This is a genomic window from Paenibacillus tepidiphilus, assembly GCF_008635795.1.
In the GTDB taxonomy this organism is placed as follows: domain Bacteria; phylum Bacillota; class Bacilli; order Paenibacillales; family Paenibacillaceae; genus Paenibacillus_AQ; species Paenibacillus_AQ tepidiphilus.
Genome location: NZ_VWRQ01000003.1, coordinates 172,831 through 188,588 on the forward strand (window position 1 = coordinate 172,831; position 15,758 = coordinate 188,588).

Consider the following 15,758-nt stretch of genomic DNA (forward strand, 5'->3'; position numbering starts at 1 on the left):
TCAAAAAGGTCTCTGCATCATGCTATTCCATTGGCCTGTCCTGTTCCAGCCATTCCCGGGCCAACACGCCGTATGCATAAGTATCATGCCATTTCGGCTGCCCCGCCGCATCCGTCTTGAAGTATCCGGTCTCCCGGCTGAAGCCTTCCCGGCGCAGCCCCAGCCGCTCCAGCAGCCGCCACGACGCCGTATTCTCCGGATTGCATTGGGCGGTCACCCGCCGGACCTCCAGCTGAGTGAATGCGTGCCGCAGCAGAGCCGCACAAGCTTCAGCCGCGTACCCTTGCCCCTGAACATTGCCGCTGAACACATACCCCAGCTCCCAGGTCCGGTATTCTGCCGGCTGCTGCCGCTGGAAATATAAATTGCCGATCAGCTTGCCGGATTCCCGCTGGCAGACCGCAATGAAGGCCGGATCACCGGCACGGCGCCGCGACTCCGCCAGACTGTCCTCCAGGCTGAACACGCCGTAAGGCTCATAGTGTACTACTTCTTCCTGCGACAAATACTCATACAGCTCAGGGCCGTCCTCCGGCCGGAAAGCTCTCAGCAGCAGCCGCTGCGTAGTTATCGGTACCATCTTTGTTGCATCTCCCGTCAACAGGCAATTTGCTTCCTCATTGATCGTAGCCATACGGCATTCGGGCAGACAATGGAATGATTGATTATAATTATAATTTGCCGCTGCCCGCTTAACGCTTCAATGCGCTCAGGCTGCCTCCGGACGCAAACATCCGCTGTACACGCTCCTCGACCGCCGGATCGGGAATCAGTGGCGGAGCCGAATGCGGCTTCATCCGCGCGTCGATGATCACATTGTCGCAGGACCAGTGCTTGTGCAGAGTCCTGCTGTTCACCCCGTGAATATCATGTGACGGATTGCTGCGGGTAAAGGTCGCCCACAGGAAATTACCCAGACTGGCGCTCAGGAACCGGCTGTCGTCGCACAGCACGATCATCGGACAGGAATCGAGCGGCCCCTGCTGCGCAATGTCCGTTGCAAGATGCCCGATCTCTGCTTCGGCTGCCGTGTAATCCGTGAATGCCGGAGCCTGAAGCGCTACCACGCCCGGCATCACCAGCGCCGCAGGCCCGAAGCCCTGCACTCCGGTAAAGATGCCCGGCACCTCCGTGCACAAGGTCCGCTTCGGCTCGCCGACCGCTGCGAACACCACTTTGCTGCCGCTGTTGATCCCCGTACCGGAATAATCCAACGTATCTATTGTAGTGTTGGTCTGAAAATGGATGTCGCGGCTCAGATCCATCCGCTGCAGAATGTAAGTCAGGAAGTCGGCAATGTTGTGCGTGCTGACCGGCTGATCCTCCTCGGCCGTAATGAACAGATATTTTGCCAGACTGAGCTGCCCTGTTCCGAGAATCCGGTTGGCAATCGTCAGAATCTCGGCGGGCTGCTTCAGCGTCTGGTAAGGCGTGTAGCGTTCGCTCCCGATTGCCAGCAGCAGCGGATGCACACCGGCTGCATCGACCGCATGCACTTCCTTCACGCCCGGAACCTCGGACTTCACCGCTCCGCCGGTCAGCTCATGAATCAGCTCGCCGAACGCCGTATCCTCCTGCGGGGGCCGGCCCACGACGGTAAACGGATAGATGGCCCCCTGCTTGGCGTAGACTTTATGCACCCGCATCACCGGGAACGGATGAGTTAGGCTGTAGTATCCCAGGTGATCGCCGAACGGCCCCTCCGGTTTGGTCTCGTCCGGATAAATCTCGCCGGTAATCACGAAATCGGCATCGCTGCTGATGCAATAGCCGTCCACATAGCTGTAGCGGAAGTGTCTCCCGGCCAGCAGTCCGGCAAAGGTCATCTCGGGCAGCCCCTCCGGGAGCGGCATGACGGCCGAGAGCGTATGCGCGGGCGGGCCGCCGATGAAGACGCTCACCTTGAGCGGTTCGCCGCGCTTCACAGCATGGGACTGGTGGATGCCGATCCCGCGGTGAATTTGGTAGTGGACGCCGACTTCCTTGTCCATCACATACTCATTGCCGCTGAGCTGAATCCGGTACATGCCCAGATTCGAGTTCATAATCCCCGGCTTGTCCGGGTCCTCCGAATACACCTGCGGCAGCGTGACGAAGGCGCCACCGTCCATCGGCCAGCACTTGATCTGCGGCAGGTCGGAGATGTTAACCTCTTCGAAGCCGGATGGAAGCCCGCCCGACTTCTTCAGCGGCAGCGCCCTTCTGGCGGCAAGTCCCGTACCGACATACTTGAACGGCTGCTTCAGCGCCTTCATCGGATTGCTGCGCAATGCAATGACGTCCTGCGAGGAATCCCAAGTATCCCGGAAAATAAATTTGCTGCGCTCCACCGTTCCGAACAGATTTGACACCGCACGGTATTTCGAGCCTTTCACCTTTTCAAACAGCAAAGCCGGCCCTCCGGCCTCATATACCTTCAAATGAATGGCCGCCATCTCAAGAACGGGGTCCACTTCCTCAGTAATCCGGATCAGATGCCCGTGCTTCTCCAAATCAATAATGCATTCTTCCAAATTGCGGTATCCCATAACCTTGCTCCAATCTGCAGAAGAAATATGAACCTCTTTATTATCAATGAGAGCGGAGCCAAGGTCAACGGGAGCCCCTGCGGAAGCGGAGGCTGGGCTGTGCGCGGGTGGTACACGGATATGGGGTGAGCTGCTCGGCCTGCGGTGGTATACGATATAATGAGTTGCTCGCCTGCGTGCAGTATAACGAAATAACGAGTTGTTCAGCTGCGTGTAGTATACCGATAACGAGACGCTCGCTGCTGGCGGCGGTATATAGGACGAGTTGCTCCCCTACAGTCGGCACACGAATAAACCGAGTTGCTTGCCTGCGTTCAGTAAACCAATCTATTTCGATAGGAGAGGAATCAGCTGCTATCTAGTAAGATACTGCTGGCAGATACCAGATTAGGTGCAGGCAAAGCAGTTGTTGGTTAGGCCCAGACGTCGCAACTGCAGAAATGTAGAGTGCTGAACCTGAAATATCGGATTCTTGGCAGCCACTACCTGCTAGCACCTTGACCGCATCAAATTGTAGCTATGAATCACCTATTTGGGAGTAAGGCTGGGACGTCCGCCCCTGCATCCCTTTCCCGTGAACAGGCCGACAATCAGCACAGTCCGGCTAATCAATCCTGTTGTAGATGAAAAAGCGACCACAATGGGCTGCCGCGAGGGTAAACGAGCCAATTGTAGGCGAAAAATCGACCACAATGTCTTGCCGTGGAGGAAAACAGACCCATTGTAGTCGAAAAACCGACCACAATGGGCTGCAGTGAAGGTAGACAGGGCAAACGTAGGCGAAAAATCGACCATAAACCACAAACCAAGCGCACCTCACGAAAAGCAGAACAGTACCTTAAAGTTTACATGTTAGCTCCTTTGCAGGGTTAGTGGAAAATCGCTCCCTAATTTCACCTGTACGTTAGTTTGCATCGCCTAATTGGCTGCTTAGAACGGCTCCAGCAAGAAGTGACTGCGTGGGAAGTGAAACGAAACTAATCCACTTATACCCTGGATTAAAAAAAGCCCCGCCCACGGGTCCGCAGGCAGAGCTCCTCCTGTACAGCATCGAACATCAACAAAATCAGCCAATCCTGGCGTCTAAACCTTCACCGCCGGCCAGGTACCGGTAAATTCGACGTCCTGATAGGCAAAAAATGCTTGCAGAATCGCCTCGCGGTCATCTGTAAAGAGCTGGTCGGCCACCCCGGCCGCCAGCTTCGGAATGGCACACCGCATGCCCGAGATCGCCGAAGCCGACAGCCCGCAGCTGGCGAGCGCGGAGTAGTTGAAGACGAACAGCCCATGCAGCCGTCCCTGTCCGGCTTCGTCCTTGCCCTGCAGCGCAAAGCCGGGAGTCAGATACGGATGCGCGTCAAGCAGCGCATTCGCCGTATCCGCCGGAGCCCGGTAGCGGTCACTCCAGCGGGCAATATCCCCTGCAAGCAGCCGCAGCTCCGGCCGCAGGGCAGGATCGCTGAGCAGCCCGGTGCTGATGATCAGGAAGTCAAAGCTGAAGTCTCCCTTTGGCGTCGTAACTACCGCCCCCTCCCCTTGCGTCTGCACCTGAAGCCACGGCGAGCCGAGATGCAGCCGGAAGCCCGGCCAGGCTGCGGCACGGCTGAAGGTGTCGTCGGTCGGCGGCTGGTTGTACTGAAAGAAATGGGCGATCACCGCATACTTATCTGCATCGCTCAGGGTGTGGAACCGCTCGATCATCCCCGATACCTCCATCTGGCGGATCGGATTGATGCACGGCAGCTGCTCCCGGCGGACAAAGACATGCGCCTCGGCCACGCCTGCAGACAGCGCATAATTTGCGTTGTCGAATGCCGAGGCGCCGCCGCCCAGAATGGCGATCCTCCGGCCCCGCAGCGCGCCGAAATCAATGGCCTCCGAAGTGTGCGCATACAGATGCTTCGGCACATGGTCTGCAATCAGCGGCGGCACATGCCATTCACCGCCGCCCTGGATGCCGGTCGCCAGCACCACCTTGCGCGCCAGCAGCTGCTCATGCCGGGCACCTTCCCCCGCAATATGCAGCCGGTGAACCCCTTCCGCCAGCGGCTCGATCAGCTGCAGCTCCACTTCGTTCAGCACAGGCAGGCTCAGTACCTGACGGTACCACCGCAGATAGTTCATCCAGTCTCCGCGGGGGATTTTGCCGAGCGCCTCCCAGCCTTCAGGCCCGTGCTGGGCTTCATACCAGGAGCGGAAGGTGAGCGAGGGTATCCCCAAATCAATCGAAGTCAGATGCTTGGGCGTGCGCAGCGTAACCATCCGGGCATAGGTCTCCCAAGGTCCCTCCAGCCCTTCCGGATTCTCGTCGATGACAAGAATATTGGACACCCGCTCACGCAGCAGGCCGAAGGCGGCACCCAGGCCGCTTTGTCCTCCGCCGACAATGACTACATCATATACATGGCCTTCACGATGCTCCAGCGGCCGCACCCAGTCCGGACCGCCGTAGGCCAGATAGGAAAGATCGGTATGCACTTGTTCAGTCAAAGCTTCCAGGCTCATCGTTCCTCAGACCTTTCCGGGCAACCCCCTGTTATACTTTCCCGTGTTTGTTTTGCCATATTATATCTTGTTCCCGCCGCCTTTTGAACGCTCATGGCAGGTTTATTGTCATAATAGCCAAAAATTCACGATTGGATTGTATATAACACCTAATATTCATGGTTAATCAGGGAAAATCGTTGACAATATCCCGGAATTTCTTTTTCACACAAATTCAAATGTCAGATAAACTATCAATTCCGAACAACGCTGCAGCCGCTGTCAAGGAGCAAGGATTGAAGTCGAGCTGCTCCCTGGGAATACCATGCGACAACCCATATTGAATCACTTCAGCTCCATCCGCAGGGTTGACGGTTGTGTGAAATACCCTGTCCTGATAAACGACAACGAGCCGTTCTCCGGCAAAAAAGTGGTTATACCAGCAGTCCTCCGCAACCGGAATCATCTCCTGCTGCAGCCGCTCAATCTGGTGCCCAAGGTCTGCCTCGCATAACGCAACAAGCAGAAATCTCCAGCCGCCTTGGCGTTTGTGCGCTACAATATCGAATCCGGACAATACAGCGGAACTCCTCAACGACTCTTCAATAACAATACCGTAATATTTCATTCAACAGCCTCCTTAAACTCCTAATGTACAAAAAAAGACATCGCACCTAATCCGGCGGATGTCCATTTTCTTGTCAGCTTGTGTAGTTATGCGTGATCACTGCGGCGGCCGCAAATACGATAGTCAAGGCTATTGCAATGTAGGCGTAGCTCCGCTCATTCTTCCAGGAACGGATCGCATTCGCTCCGTAAAATACAGCCATCAAGCCCATCAGCACCGGCAAATTAAGGCCTACGATAAAGACCACCACAAATCCGATCATCACGCAGCCCCAGACGAGCATAAACCAGAGCGGATAATTTTTAAAAATCGCTTTCAGCATGTTTCGTGCCTCTATTCCTATCTTAGTTTGTCTATTTATAATACTCTCATATCGGCCCCGGCGCCAGCAATGGTATTTTGGTCCTCATATGCATTTGTCCGTTTCAGCAGGGCCGTACAGCACTCCTCAATACTGCAATATTCTCCTCCAAAAAATCCCGGTTCTTCCCGATGCCTCTCCGCACACACCACGCTACTCCGCTGAAGGCATCATAGAATTCGTAGAACGGCAGCACCCGGTCCAGATCAGGCAGCGGACGGACCGCCTCATAACCTGCGGCATAATGCTCCCGGGCCTGCGGATGTCCGGACCAGATATACCGGTTCAGCTTGGTAAAGTCCGCTTCAGCCGCTCCGCTGCGGGCGCTTTCGAAATCAATCAGTCCCGTTACCGCTTGCCCGTTCACGAGAATGTTGCCGGGCCGGAAATCCATATGGATCAGACATGGCCCGTCCGGCTGCGGCAATGCTGCAAAAGCGGCTGCGAAATATTCGAGGCACGCTTCAAATAAATCGGGATCCAGAATATTCCGGCACACCTGCTGCCAATCTGCAAAATTGCCCTGCTGGTAAAGCCGCCAATCATTGTGCGGCAATGCCTTGAAGCCATCCGCATCATGCACGCCGTATTCAGGTAATTGCACCTGATGCATAGTCGCATGCAGCATGCCTATTTGATAGGCAAGCTCCCGGTCCGGCGTCTCCGGACAAGCGGTTCCGGGAATGGCGGACAGCAGCAGTGCTCCGGGTCTTGCATCGTCACCGGGCCAGACCTTCAGAACCTCCGGGACCGGCATGACGCCCTGCAGCATCTGGAGAATCCGCTGCTCCCGCATCCATTTGTGCTTGTTAAACGGAATTTTCAAATACACTGTCTCGCCGCCGGTTAAGAGAAGCTTGTACACCTCTGAGCTGTAGGATTCCGGCACTCCTTCGATTCGCTGCACCTTCAGCTTCAGCGCCGTAATGATCGGCTGGATGGACTTGTTCATTTATCCCCTCTTTCCTGCGCGGGCCGTTTGCGCCTGTTTATTTCGAGAACCGCTTCATAAAGCGTTCGACTTCCTCGATATACTTCTTCTGCTCTTCATCGGGGACATGCAAAGCCACATCGCCATTATGTACAAAATAGCTTTTCATCCAAACACTCCTCAGCAAAAAGTCTAACTATATAAGTTGAACTTTTGAAAGTCACATAGATTGGGTCGTAACTGTAGGGATTGTTTGGACTTCCGGCCGCTATTGTCCCCAGATTTCTTAATTCAAACCGCTCTTAGCGGTTGAAATCCGGTGACAAAGGCGACCGCTATCGCTCCTACAGTTCCAAACTTCCCCTCCGCACTTCCATCTCTTTGTTTTTTTCTTTTGTTCAACTTATATTTGTGTTGGGATTAGCCATGACGCAAGAAAAGATTTGGACTTCCGGCCACTTCCCGTCCGTAGATTTCTTGATTTATACCGCTTGTTGCAGTCCCGGCCTCCGCCTGATGGCTTTCCACAGTAAAGCGGATAGGCGAAGCACGGGCTGTCATCGTTTTAAGCTGCTGAAAGGTAGATCGTGATTATCCTCCACACAGGTCAAATCAATAAAATAGATGAGGAAGGCCAAGAGCACCCATGACTAAAGGGGACAGCAGCTACTGCTCTTAATGACCTCACTACCCGCTGCTAAGCTGCTAAGCTGCTAATTGCAGTTTGTACAACTATATCCACCTAAACAGGCCGTTTCCCGGCTATAGTTGCATTTCGTACATCTATTTTCTTGCTTTAAGGAAGTTTGATCCCTATATGCTGATTTTAGTTGCACAAAATACATCTATCCTTCAAAGATGGGTGCATACCTAACAAATAGTTGTACGAAATACATTTATCCTTGTTGAATAGGGGGTTCCTATGTTCATCATACCTAAACAGAGCCGGATAGAGCCTGCTGCCAGCGAATTCAACAGCAACTAGCGGTATTCATATGGAGATCGGGAATGAGCAGGATGCGGGAGTCCATAACTTTAATTCACTTTCCGGCCTTATTCAGCCTAATCTTAATCTTAAGTTCAACTTATATAGTTCCATATCAAAGCAGCGTACACCGCCGATACGGTGCACGCTGCTTACTGCTTCGTTACCTGCTTTCCTTAAGCTCTGACGATGAAATATTCACGGTTCGCCGGAATGACGCGTGTGGTGACCGTGTTATTGTTCCCGTCTCTGATTCTGACCTGATATTCAATATCGGTCAAAGTTGTAATTGTCGGGAAGCGGACTACACCGAAATCGTCAAATTCAGCTGTTACCGGAGACGGGCCTCCAGACAGAACGGCTGTCCAGCCCACAGTAGTTCTTGGTGCTCCTCCTGTTGTTGTCACGATGACCACCAGGCGGTCAAGCGTCTGTCTGATTCTACGTCTTCTCCGTCTGGCAGCGGCAGCCTGTGCCTGTTTCTTCAGCATCAGGGCACGGCGGGCCATCAGGGTTTTGCGGTCTGCGGCTTTTACGGTTTTTGCAGGTTTCGCTATTCTTGCAGGTTTCGCTATTCTTGCAGTTCTCATATACTCACCACTTTCTGATAGGATACTCCAGTAAATGCATGTTCGGTCTGCACCGAAACTATGCTTGCCTATCAATTCAGAAATGTGGTAGTGTCCTAGATTTACTCTGGTGTACGCCTACGCCCGGTGCTGCATACACTGCCTGCAAGAGGTGATCTATCATATGAAAGCAAAGTCCCGGAATGAACCGCATAAGGCTGCCGTCAATCTGCCCTTGGCCCGGCAGATCCGCTCCGCCCGCAATACAGGCGGCACCGCTGCGGCAATACCGGTCATCGTACAATTAAAGCGTCCCGTGACCTCCTCCAGGCTGGCCAATGTGCGGAAGCATTTGGGGGGAGGACATATGCTGCGGGTAAAAAAGAGACTCTCCCTCATTAACGCGGTGTCGGCCGCCATGTCTCCGGCCTGTCTGGAGAAGCTCTGCGGCTGCCGCGAGGTCGGTAAGATTTATCTGGACACTGTCAAAAAAGCGAATCTGAATATCGTCACTCCCTCCATCGGAGCCGCTGCCGTCCAGAAACGATGCGGGCTGACCGGTAAGGGAATCAACATTGCCGTGCTGGATACAGGCGTCTATCCCCATCCCGATCTGACCCGGCCGGTGAACCGGATCGTCGCCTTCAAGGATCTGGTCAACGGCCGCTGCAAGCCTTACGACGACAATGGGCACGGCACCCATATCGCCGGCGACGCCGCCGGGAACGGCTGGGCCAGCAAGGGCAAATACCGTGGACCTGCCCCGCAGGCGGGAATTGTCGGTGTGAAAGTACTGGACGCAAATGGCGACGGCTTCGACTCCACCATCATCAAGGGCATTGAATGGTGCATCCGCAACCGCAAGCGGCTGAAGCTGCGGATTCTGTCCATGTCCTTCGGCGGAGAAGCCGTGACCTCCTGCGCGGACGACCCGCTCTGCCAGGCGGTAGAGAAGGCCGTCAAAGCCGGGCTGACCTGCGTCATCGCCGCCGGAAACAGCGGCCCGTCGCCCCGCACCGTCGAATCCCCCGGCATCAGCCCGTTGGCCATTACAGTCGGGGCCGTGGACGACCGCAGGTCCGTCCGGCAGAGCGATGACCGGATCACATGGTACTCCAGCCGCGGCCCAGCGCCGGGCGGAAGGCCCAAGCCGGATATCGTCGCTCCGGGAGAGACCGTGATCTCACTGCTGGCACCGCGCTCGGAGCTCGCCAGACAGTATCCGTATATGAAGATCGACAAGCAGTATTTTGTGCTGTCGGGTACCAGCGTTTCCGCCCCTGTGGTTTCCGGCGCCGCCGCACAGCTGCTGCAGCGCAATCCGTGCCTCAAGCCCTGCGAAGTCAAAGCAAGATTACAACGCAATGCGCTCAGGCTTGGGTATAAACGCAACACCGCGGGCAGCGGTGAGGTTAATGTAAGGTTTCTGCTCCGCAAGTGAATGGCATAAACAAGAGCGAAGACGCGAGGCAGGGCCTCGCGTCTATATTTTGCGACTGCTACAGCTTCAGCACCATTTCATTGGGAAGCTGCTCAAAGCCCAGCTTCTCATAAAGATGCCGCCCGTCGGCCGTATATTCCAAATAGATTTTACCCAGTCCACTCTCTCTGGCTTCGCCGATCAGCTGCTCCAATACAGTCCGGGACAGTCCTCTTCTGCGGTAGCCGGAGAGCGTGTACACATTGAACAGATAACCGGTCCGTCCGCCGGGGTTTCCGAGTGTCGGCAGAACCCCGTATACACTAAGAATTGCGCTGGATACGAGTTGGCCCCCGTCAACGGCCAGATAGGCGATCAGCGTGCCGTCGGCGAGATGTTCTTGTAAATAATTTCGCGTGCTCTCTATGAGATGACCCGGGACAGGCTCGCCTTTAAACTCCTCCAGGAATTTCAGCCGGTTCTCCAGCATTTGATCCATGTCATGCAGATTTGCTTTTCGGACTTCCATCCTTCACCCTCCGTTTCTGCGGCCACAGAAAAGAATCAACAACGCTCTACATTACAGAGTACCGCATTAACTTAAAAACCAGAGTATGCCATCCTCCCGTCCAACCACAGCACCATAACGTCCGGTTAGAGGGCTTCCATAGACTTAAAGATCCAGAATCGGCACGTTGCCGTCCAACCAATTCAGCTGGCTGTCGAGCATGAACTGTACTGACCAATGCTTGTCCGAGCTGGACCAGCGGTGAAAATCCATCAGACTGGCATATAAAGCCTCGATGGGCTCAGCGGTCCTCTGCTCGGTGACGCCCTTCATCAGCTGCATGAACCCGTCCGGCTTGCGGGGAGCCCGTTCCAGCTCCTTGAGGAACCACTTATAGGATGGAAACAGCATCCCGTTCAACGTCAGAATCAGCCTGCCGGCAAAATAGGCATAATTGGTCCGCGAGTAATCCATCAGCAGCAGGTTGTTCCGCTTCAACCCCTCGTAATAGTACCACTTCCAGGTTTCGAATTGTGCATAGAACCTGGCCAGATTCTCATCCTGCCTTGCGGAAGGGTAAGCCGAGGCCGCAGCTACAAGTTCATCCAGACCCTCAATGCGCGAGTAGCTCACCCAGGCATCCTTGAAGGCAAACTTCGCCGGCTCGCTTCCTGCGGCAGCCACCTGCCGGATGTAATCCACAGATACACATTTTCCGTCCACGTACCCTCCCTCATAAGGCGTAGATTCCGTTTCAAAAAATCCGACCTCATAGCTCCCGAGCGCCCGCTCATAATCCGCTTCCGATAGCACAAGCATAATGTCGAGATCGGAAGTTTCGCTGGCATATCCGTGTGCCACCGAGCCCCCGATGATTACTCCGAGCACATCCTCTCTTGTCTGCAGCTTGGCAGTAATGGCCGCAATCGCTTGTTGATGGTGTTGATACATCCAGCTTCGCCCCTTTAGTTAACAAAAATATTAATCAATTAATAGATTAATAAACATAAGCGAAGCATAGCACAATCCAGCGAGTCTGAAAATAGGCCGTTTGCCGCTGCACGGCAAGCATATTTGTGCATAATCATTGGCAGAGTCCGCAAATCCGGCGGCATGTCTGCGAGTCTGGCGGCATGTCTGCGAGTCATGGCGGCATGTCTGCGGGTTATCCCGGCATGCCGCCCCCACGCGGGAATTCCAAGCTCCGGCTCGTTATGGGTTACATGCGACGCTGGAGCGTTAACTCCCGGCACACTTGCACTCAGCCGCCCGGCTCTTTTCTTGCGACCCTTTGGCCTCCCACGCGCACAGCACGGCTTACGCCCCGCACGCCTCTTCCCCTCACGCACACGCACCGCTGGGCTCCTGCCGAGCACAGTCCCTTCACCCCTGCAGCACGACCGCCGGGCTGCTGCCGAACACGTCCCCTTCCCCTCCCGTACGCGACGCCGTGCTTAGCACAGCACGGCATCTTCCCGCCACAGCTGCGCCAGCAGTCTGCGCCCATACACAGCGACGGCGGGCATCCCGTGACGGGTGCCCCAATAGATATCGCCTAGCGCCAGCTTGATGCAGCAGATACGGAGCCGCTCCCGGTGCGCCAGCGGAAAGTCCGGGCCATAGCCTGCGAAGAAGGCCTGCTCCGCTTGCGGATCTTCGATGAAATAACGCTCGAACAAGATCGAGAAATGGTCGGCGTCAACGCCCCAGAGCATGTTCTCGAAGTCGATCATGCCCGTCAGTTCGCCATTGCTGCCCACCAGCCAATTACCGGGTGTGGAGTCCCAGCCGATTGGCACCGGCTGCGCGCCCGCAAACACATCCACGTGGGCGAGCGCCCAATCGGCCAGCTTCTGCTCCTGCGGCTGCAGCAGCTCTTCCTGCCTGCACCCGTCCGCCAGCTCCTCCAGGGTGTGCCGGATATACACCACCGGGTCGCGGTGGTGGAACAGCTCCAGCGGGTTGCCATCCTTATCCGGACGCCCGAACCATTCCCCCGTTGCCGAAGCGTGCAGCCGCCTGATCCACTCCCCCGCCTTGCGGTAAGCCGCATATCTGGCGGCGGGCTCCAGATCGGCAGCCCTCATAATCCTTCCTTCCAGCGCAGTAATCAGGATACCCTGCCAGCCGTCGCCCTCGAACACCCCGACCAGCTCCGGCACTTGCGGCTTAAGCGCCGGCATCCAGCGGGTATACGCGTAGACTTCCGGGTGCCATCTCTGCTTGCGGGTGAATATCTTGGCATAGTAGCAGCTGCCGCTGTCCAGAGCCTGGAGCTTCCAGACTCCGGTCCGGGAGCTGCCCCTTCGATGATCCTGCAGAACCTGAAAGGGACCGATCAGCGCCCTGATCGGTTCGCAGTATGCTTCCGGCACGAGTGGTTCTGATTCCAAAGTCAACGCCCCGCTTTCATTGATTTTAATATAGTCCGCCCGTTATCGCGGTTCCATCCGGCCCACAGCGTCTTACTGCTTAAGCAAGTCCCGCAAATACCGTCCGGTAAGCGAGGCCTCCACCCCGGCCACATGTTCTGGAGTGCCTTCGGCTACTACATAGCCGCCCGCATTGCCGCCCTCCGGTCCCATGTCGATTATATAGTCGGCGCCTTTGATCACATCCAGATGATGTTCGATCACGATGACGGAATGTCCGCTGTCCACCAGCTTGTTCAGCGCCACCAGCAGCTTCGCGATATCCGCCAGGTGAAGTCCTGTGGTCGGCTCATCGAGAATATAGAGGTTATGTGCGCCCCGTTTGATTTTTGCCAGCTCATAGGCCAGCTTCACCCGCTGCGCTTCCCCGCCTGAGAGCGTGGTCGAGCTCTGCCCCAGAGTCATATAGCTGAGGCCCAGCTCGTTCATAATCTCAAGCTTATGCTTCAAATATTTGTTGTCCGCAAAAAACTCGCGCGCTTCTTCCACCGTCATTTTCAGCACATCGCCGATGCTTTTGCCGCGGATCTTGATCTCCAGCCCCTCTTCCGAGAACCTGCTGCCTTTGCACACCGGGCAGACCGATTCGATATCGGCCATGAACTGCAGGCTGGTAACCATCATTCCCTCGCCCGCACAGTGCTCGCAGCGGGTGCCACCGGCATGGGTCAGGCTGAAGTCAATGGCCTGATATCCCCGTGCGGCTGCTTCCGGCTGCGCGGCGAACAGGTCGCGGATACGGTCATAAATGCCGATATAGGTGGCCGGATTGGATTTGCTGTTGCGGCCGATCGGCGTCTGGTCGATGTTGATGACATAATTCAGGAGATCGGAGCCGAACAGGAAATCATGCTCACCCGCCACGATCCGCGCGCCCGTCTTGTCGATCCTCAGCTGCTTGGAGAGGATTTCGTTGATCAGTGAGCTTTTGCCGGAGCCGGATACGCCGGTTACACAGATGAACACTCCCAGCGGAATGTCGAGATCGACATCCTTAAGATTGTTCTCGCGTGCGCCCTGAATGGAAAGGAAGGTGTCTCCAAGCTTGCGGCGCTGCTGCGGTACCGGGATATGCGCCTTGCCGGACAGATACCGTCCCGTCAGCGACTGCGGATCGCCGATTAGCGTCTCATACGTGCCGCTGGCGACAATATTGCCTCCGTGTACGCCTGGACCCGGTCCGATCTCCACGATATAATCGGCGCTGGCAATGGTCTCCAGGTCATGCTCAACCACGATGACCGTATTCCCGATATCACGCAGCTTCTTCATCGTATCGATCACTCTCCCGGTATCCCGTGGATGAAGGCCGATGCTCGGCTCATCCATAATGTAGAGCATGCCCATCAGCTCACTGCTGATCTGTGTCGACATCTTGATGCGCTGCATTTCGCCGCCAGACATACTGTCGCTGCGCCGGCCGAGGCTGATATAATGCAGCCCGATCTCGATCAGGAGGGAGATCCGTCCGTGCAGCTCACGGACAATGGATTCCGCCACCTCCCGGTCCTCCTCGGCAAAGGCAAGCGTGTCAAGAAACGCCAGCAGGTCCTGCAGCTGCATCCGGCTGAGCTGGTCGATGTTCCGCCCGCCAACCGTCACCTGCAGACGCTGCTGCTTCAGACGCGCCCCGCTGCACTCCGGGCATACCTTCTCAATCATGCAGTCCTTGATGAAGGTCGGCTCCGATGCTTCGCCGGAGGAGGATTTACGGATATAGTGCTTGTACCAGCTCTCCAGCTCGTGCACGAACCCGCCGAACGGCCGGTCGCGGCCGGTGATCCAGTTGCGCTTTCCGGCATCCGGAGGCTGCACCATCGGGACTAGCTCACCTTTGCTGCCATAGAAGAGCAGGTCATGAATTTCACTCGGCAGTTCGTTAAACGGGGTATCCAGACTGAAGCCATATTTCTGCGACAGGCTGTACATAATGACCGATCGGTAGGTGTCCTTGCTGACAGGACTGAACACGGTACTCTTCAGGGCGCCTTTATTAATGCTCCGCTCCGGTGCTACAACCAGGAAGCGCGGCTCTACCACATAGGACATCCCTACACCCAGACAGGTATGGCACGCACTGCCGGCGGCGTTGAACGAGAAGTGGAAGGGCTGCATATCACACAGGAAGACATGATGCTCCGGGCAGCCGAAACGCTCGTAGAAGCCCTGCGGCGCGCCGCCAATCACTTCTACTTTGATCATAATATCCTCATCCAGGGCCAGCATTGCGGCTTCAATGGATTTGGTAAGCTGTATGTACGTGTCCGCTTTCAGCGTGAACCGGTCAATGATGATTTCGACTACGTATGAACGCCGTTCATCCAGCTCCAGCTCCTCGGACAGAGCAGCAGGTGCGCCGTCGATCAGCAGGCGTTTGAAGCCTTTCTTGCGCAGCTCGCTGAAGGTATAGCTGTAATCCTCGCCGTAGATTTTATAGACCGGCGCCCGCAGCTCGATAACTGTGCCTTCAGGCAGTGCCGAGACCTGCTCGGCAATCTGGGCGGCCGACAGCTGGCGGAGCGGATGGCTGCACTCCGGGCAGTGGCCGGTGCCGGCGGTGGCGAACAAGAGGCGCAGATAATCATGAATGTCAGTTACGGTACCCACGGTAGAACGGGGATTGTGATTCCCCTTCTTCTGCTCGATGGCGATGACGGGCGATAGCCCCCGCACAGCATCGACCTTCGCCTTCTTGATCTGGCTGATCCGGCTCTTGGCGAAGTTGGAGATGGAATCGAGAAAGCGCCGCTGGCCCTCGCCGTAGAGCACATCAAAGGCCAGCGAGGATTTGCCGGAGCCGGAGACGCCGGTGATGACGGTCAGCTTGTCCCGCGGAATCTCCAGCGAGATGTTGCGCAGGTTATTTTGCCTGGCTCCCGTGATTTCAATGGTTGAACGAATCGTCATATTTA

Annotated in this window: 12 protein-coding genes; 1 reads left to right on the forward strand and 11 read right to left on the reverse strand. The window is 55.9% G+C overall.

The window, feature by feature from the left end; genetic code table 11:
• Positions 1-22 precede the first annotated feature (22 nt).
• From F1379_RS04920 to F1379_RS04950, 7 genes are all read right to left on the reverse strand, one after another.
• Positions 23-580 carry a GNAT family N-acetyltransferase gene (locus F1379_RS04920; RefSeq protein WP_239004561.1) on the reverse strand — a complete coding sequence of 186 codons (558 nt, stop codon included), beginning with the start codon at positions 578-580 and terminating at the stop codon, positions 23-25.
• Between the two features lie 112 nt (positions 581-692).
• Positions 693-2,528 (reverse strand): UbiD family decarboxylase, encoded by a 1,836-nt coding sequence (locus F1379_RS04925; protein ID WP_150266978.1) that lies wholly within the window; start codon positions 2,526-2,528, stop codon positions 693-695.
• Positions 2,529-3,611: 1,083 nt separating this feature from the next.
• Positions 3,612-5,033 carry a flavin-containing monooxygenase gene (locus F1379_RS04930; protein ID WP_150266980.1) on the reverse strand — a complete coding sequence of 474 codons (1,422 nt, stop codon included), beginning with the start codon at positions 5,031-5,033 and terminating at the stop codon, positions 3,612-3,614.
• A gap of 214 nt (positions 5,034-5,247) precedes the next feature.
• Positions 5,248-5,640 carry a hypothetical protein gene (locus F1379_RS04935; RefSeq protein WP_150266982.1) on the reverse strand — a complete coding sequence of 131 codons (393 nt, stop codon included), beginning with the start codon at positions 5,638-5,640 and terminating at the stop codon, positions 5,248-5,250.
• Positions 5,641-5,713: 73 nt separating this feature from the next.
• The gene (locus F1379_RS04940) at positions 5,714-5,962 is read right to left on the reverse strand and encodes a hypothetical protein (RefSeq protein WP_150266984.1); all 249 of its coding nucleotides are present in this window, start codon (positions 5,960-5,962) and stop codon (positions 5,714-5,716) included.
• 103 nt (positions 5,963-6,065) lie between these two features.
• Complete coding sequence (locus F1379_RS04945) at positions 6,066-6,953, reverse strand: phosphotransferase enzyme family protein (protein WP_150266986.1); 888 nt, start codon at positions 6,951-6,953, stop codon at positions 6,066-6,068.
• A 1,140-nt stretch (positions 6,954-8,093) separates the two neighbouring features.
• Entirely contained in the window at positions 8,094-8,507 is a 414-nt protein-coding gene (locus F1379_RS04950; RefSeq protein ID WP_150266988.1) for a hypothetical protein, read from the reverse strand.
• A gap of 163 nt (positions 8,508-8,670) precedes the next feature.
• Here F1379_RS04950 and F1379_RS04955 point away from each other — a divergent pair, with 163 nt between their 5' ends.
• Positions 8,671-9,927: a S8 family peptidase gene (locus F1379_RS04955; RefSeq protein ID WP_150266991.1), complete on the forward strand. Its 1,257-nt coding sequence runs from the start codon at positions 8,671-8,673 to the stop codon at positions 9,925-9,927.
• Between the two features lie 58 nt (positions 9,928-9,985).
• On the opposite strand, the gene F1379_RS04960 is transcribed toward F1379_RS04955, so the two are convergent.
• The 4 genes from F1379_RS04960 to uvrA form a co-directional block, all read right to left on the reverse strand.
• A complete protein-coding gene (locus F1379_RS04960; RefSeq protein WP_150266993.1) occupies positions 9,986-10,435 on the reverse strand; it encodes a GNAT family N-acetyltransferase in 450 nt (149 codons plus the stop codon).
• A 144-nt stretch (positions 10,436-10,579) separates the two neighbouring features.
• Positions 10,580-11,365, reverse strand: coding sequence for a nucleotidyltransferase domain-containing protein (locus F1379_RS04965; RefSeq protein WP_150266995.1), 786 nt, complete (start codon positions 11,363-11,365; stop codon positions 10,580-10,582).
• A 503-nt stretch (positions 11,366-11,868) separates the two neighbouring features.
• Complete coding sequence (locus F1379_RS04970) at positions 11,869-12,807, reverse strand: aminoglycoside phosphotransferase family protein (protein WP_162551077.1); 939 nt, start codon at positions 12,805-12,807, stop codon at positions 11,869-11,871.
• A gap of 72 nt (positions 12,808-12,879) precedes the next feature.
• Entirely contained in the window at positions 12,880-15,753 is a 2,874-nt protein-coding gene (uvrA, locus tag F1379_RS04975) for an excinuclease ABC subunit UvrA (protein WP_150266999.1), read from the reverse strand.
• Positions 15,754-15,758 lie beyond the last annotated feature (5 nt).

Coding starts and splice junctions, on each gene's coding strand:
- F1379_RS04920 (WP_239004561.1), bottom strand. CDS start 580: ATGGTACCGATAACTACGCAGCGGCTGCTGCTGAGAGCTTTCCGGCCG.
- F1379_RS04960 (WP_150266993.1), bottom strand. CDS start 10,435: ATGGAAGTCCGAAAAGCAAATCTGCATGACATGGATCAAATGCTGGAG.
- F1379_RS04935 (WP_150266982.1), bottom strand. CDS start 5,640: ATGAAATATTACGGTATTGTTATTGAAGAGTCGTTGAGGAGTTCCGCT.
- F1379_RS04940 (WP_150266984.1), bottom strand. CDS start 5,962: ATGCTGAAAGCGATTTTTAAAAATTATCCGCTCTGGTTTATGCTCGTC.
- F1379_RS04955 (WP_150266991.1), top strand. CDS start 8,671: ATGAAAGCAAAGTCCCGGAATGAACCGCATAAGGCTGCCGTCAATCTG.
- F1379_RS04925 (WP_150266978.1), bottom strand. CDS start 2,528: ATGGGATACCGCAATTTGGAAGAATGCATTATTGATTTGGAGAAGCAC.
- F1379_RS04930 (WP_150266980.1), bottom strand. CDS start 5,033: ATGAGCCTGGAAGCTTTGACTGAACAAGTGCATACCGATCTTTCCTAT.
- F1379_RS04965 (WP_150266995.1), bottom strand. CDS start 11,365: ATGTATCAACACCATCAACAAGCGATTGCGGCCATTACTGCCAAGCTG.
- uvrA (WP_150266999.1), bottom strand. CDS start 15,753: ATGACGATTCGTTCAACCATTGAAATCACGGGAGCCAGGCAAAATAAC.
- F1379_RS04945 (WP_150266986.1), bottom strand. CDS start 6,953: ATGAACAAGTCCATCCAGCCGATCATTACGGCGCTGAAGCTGAAGGTG.
- F1379_RS04950 (WP_150266988.1), bottom strand. CDS start 8,507: ATGAGAACTGCAAGAATAGCGAAACCTGCAAGAATAGCGAAACCTGCA.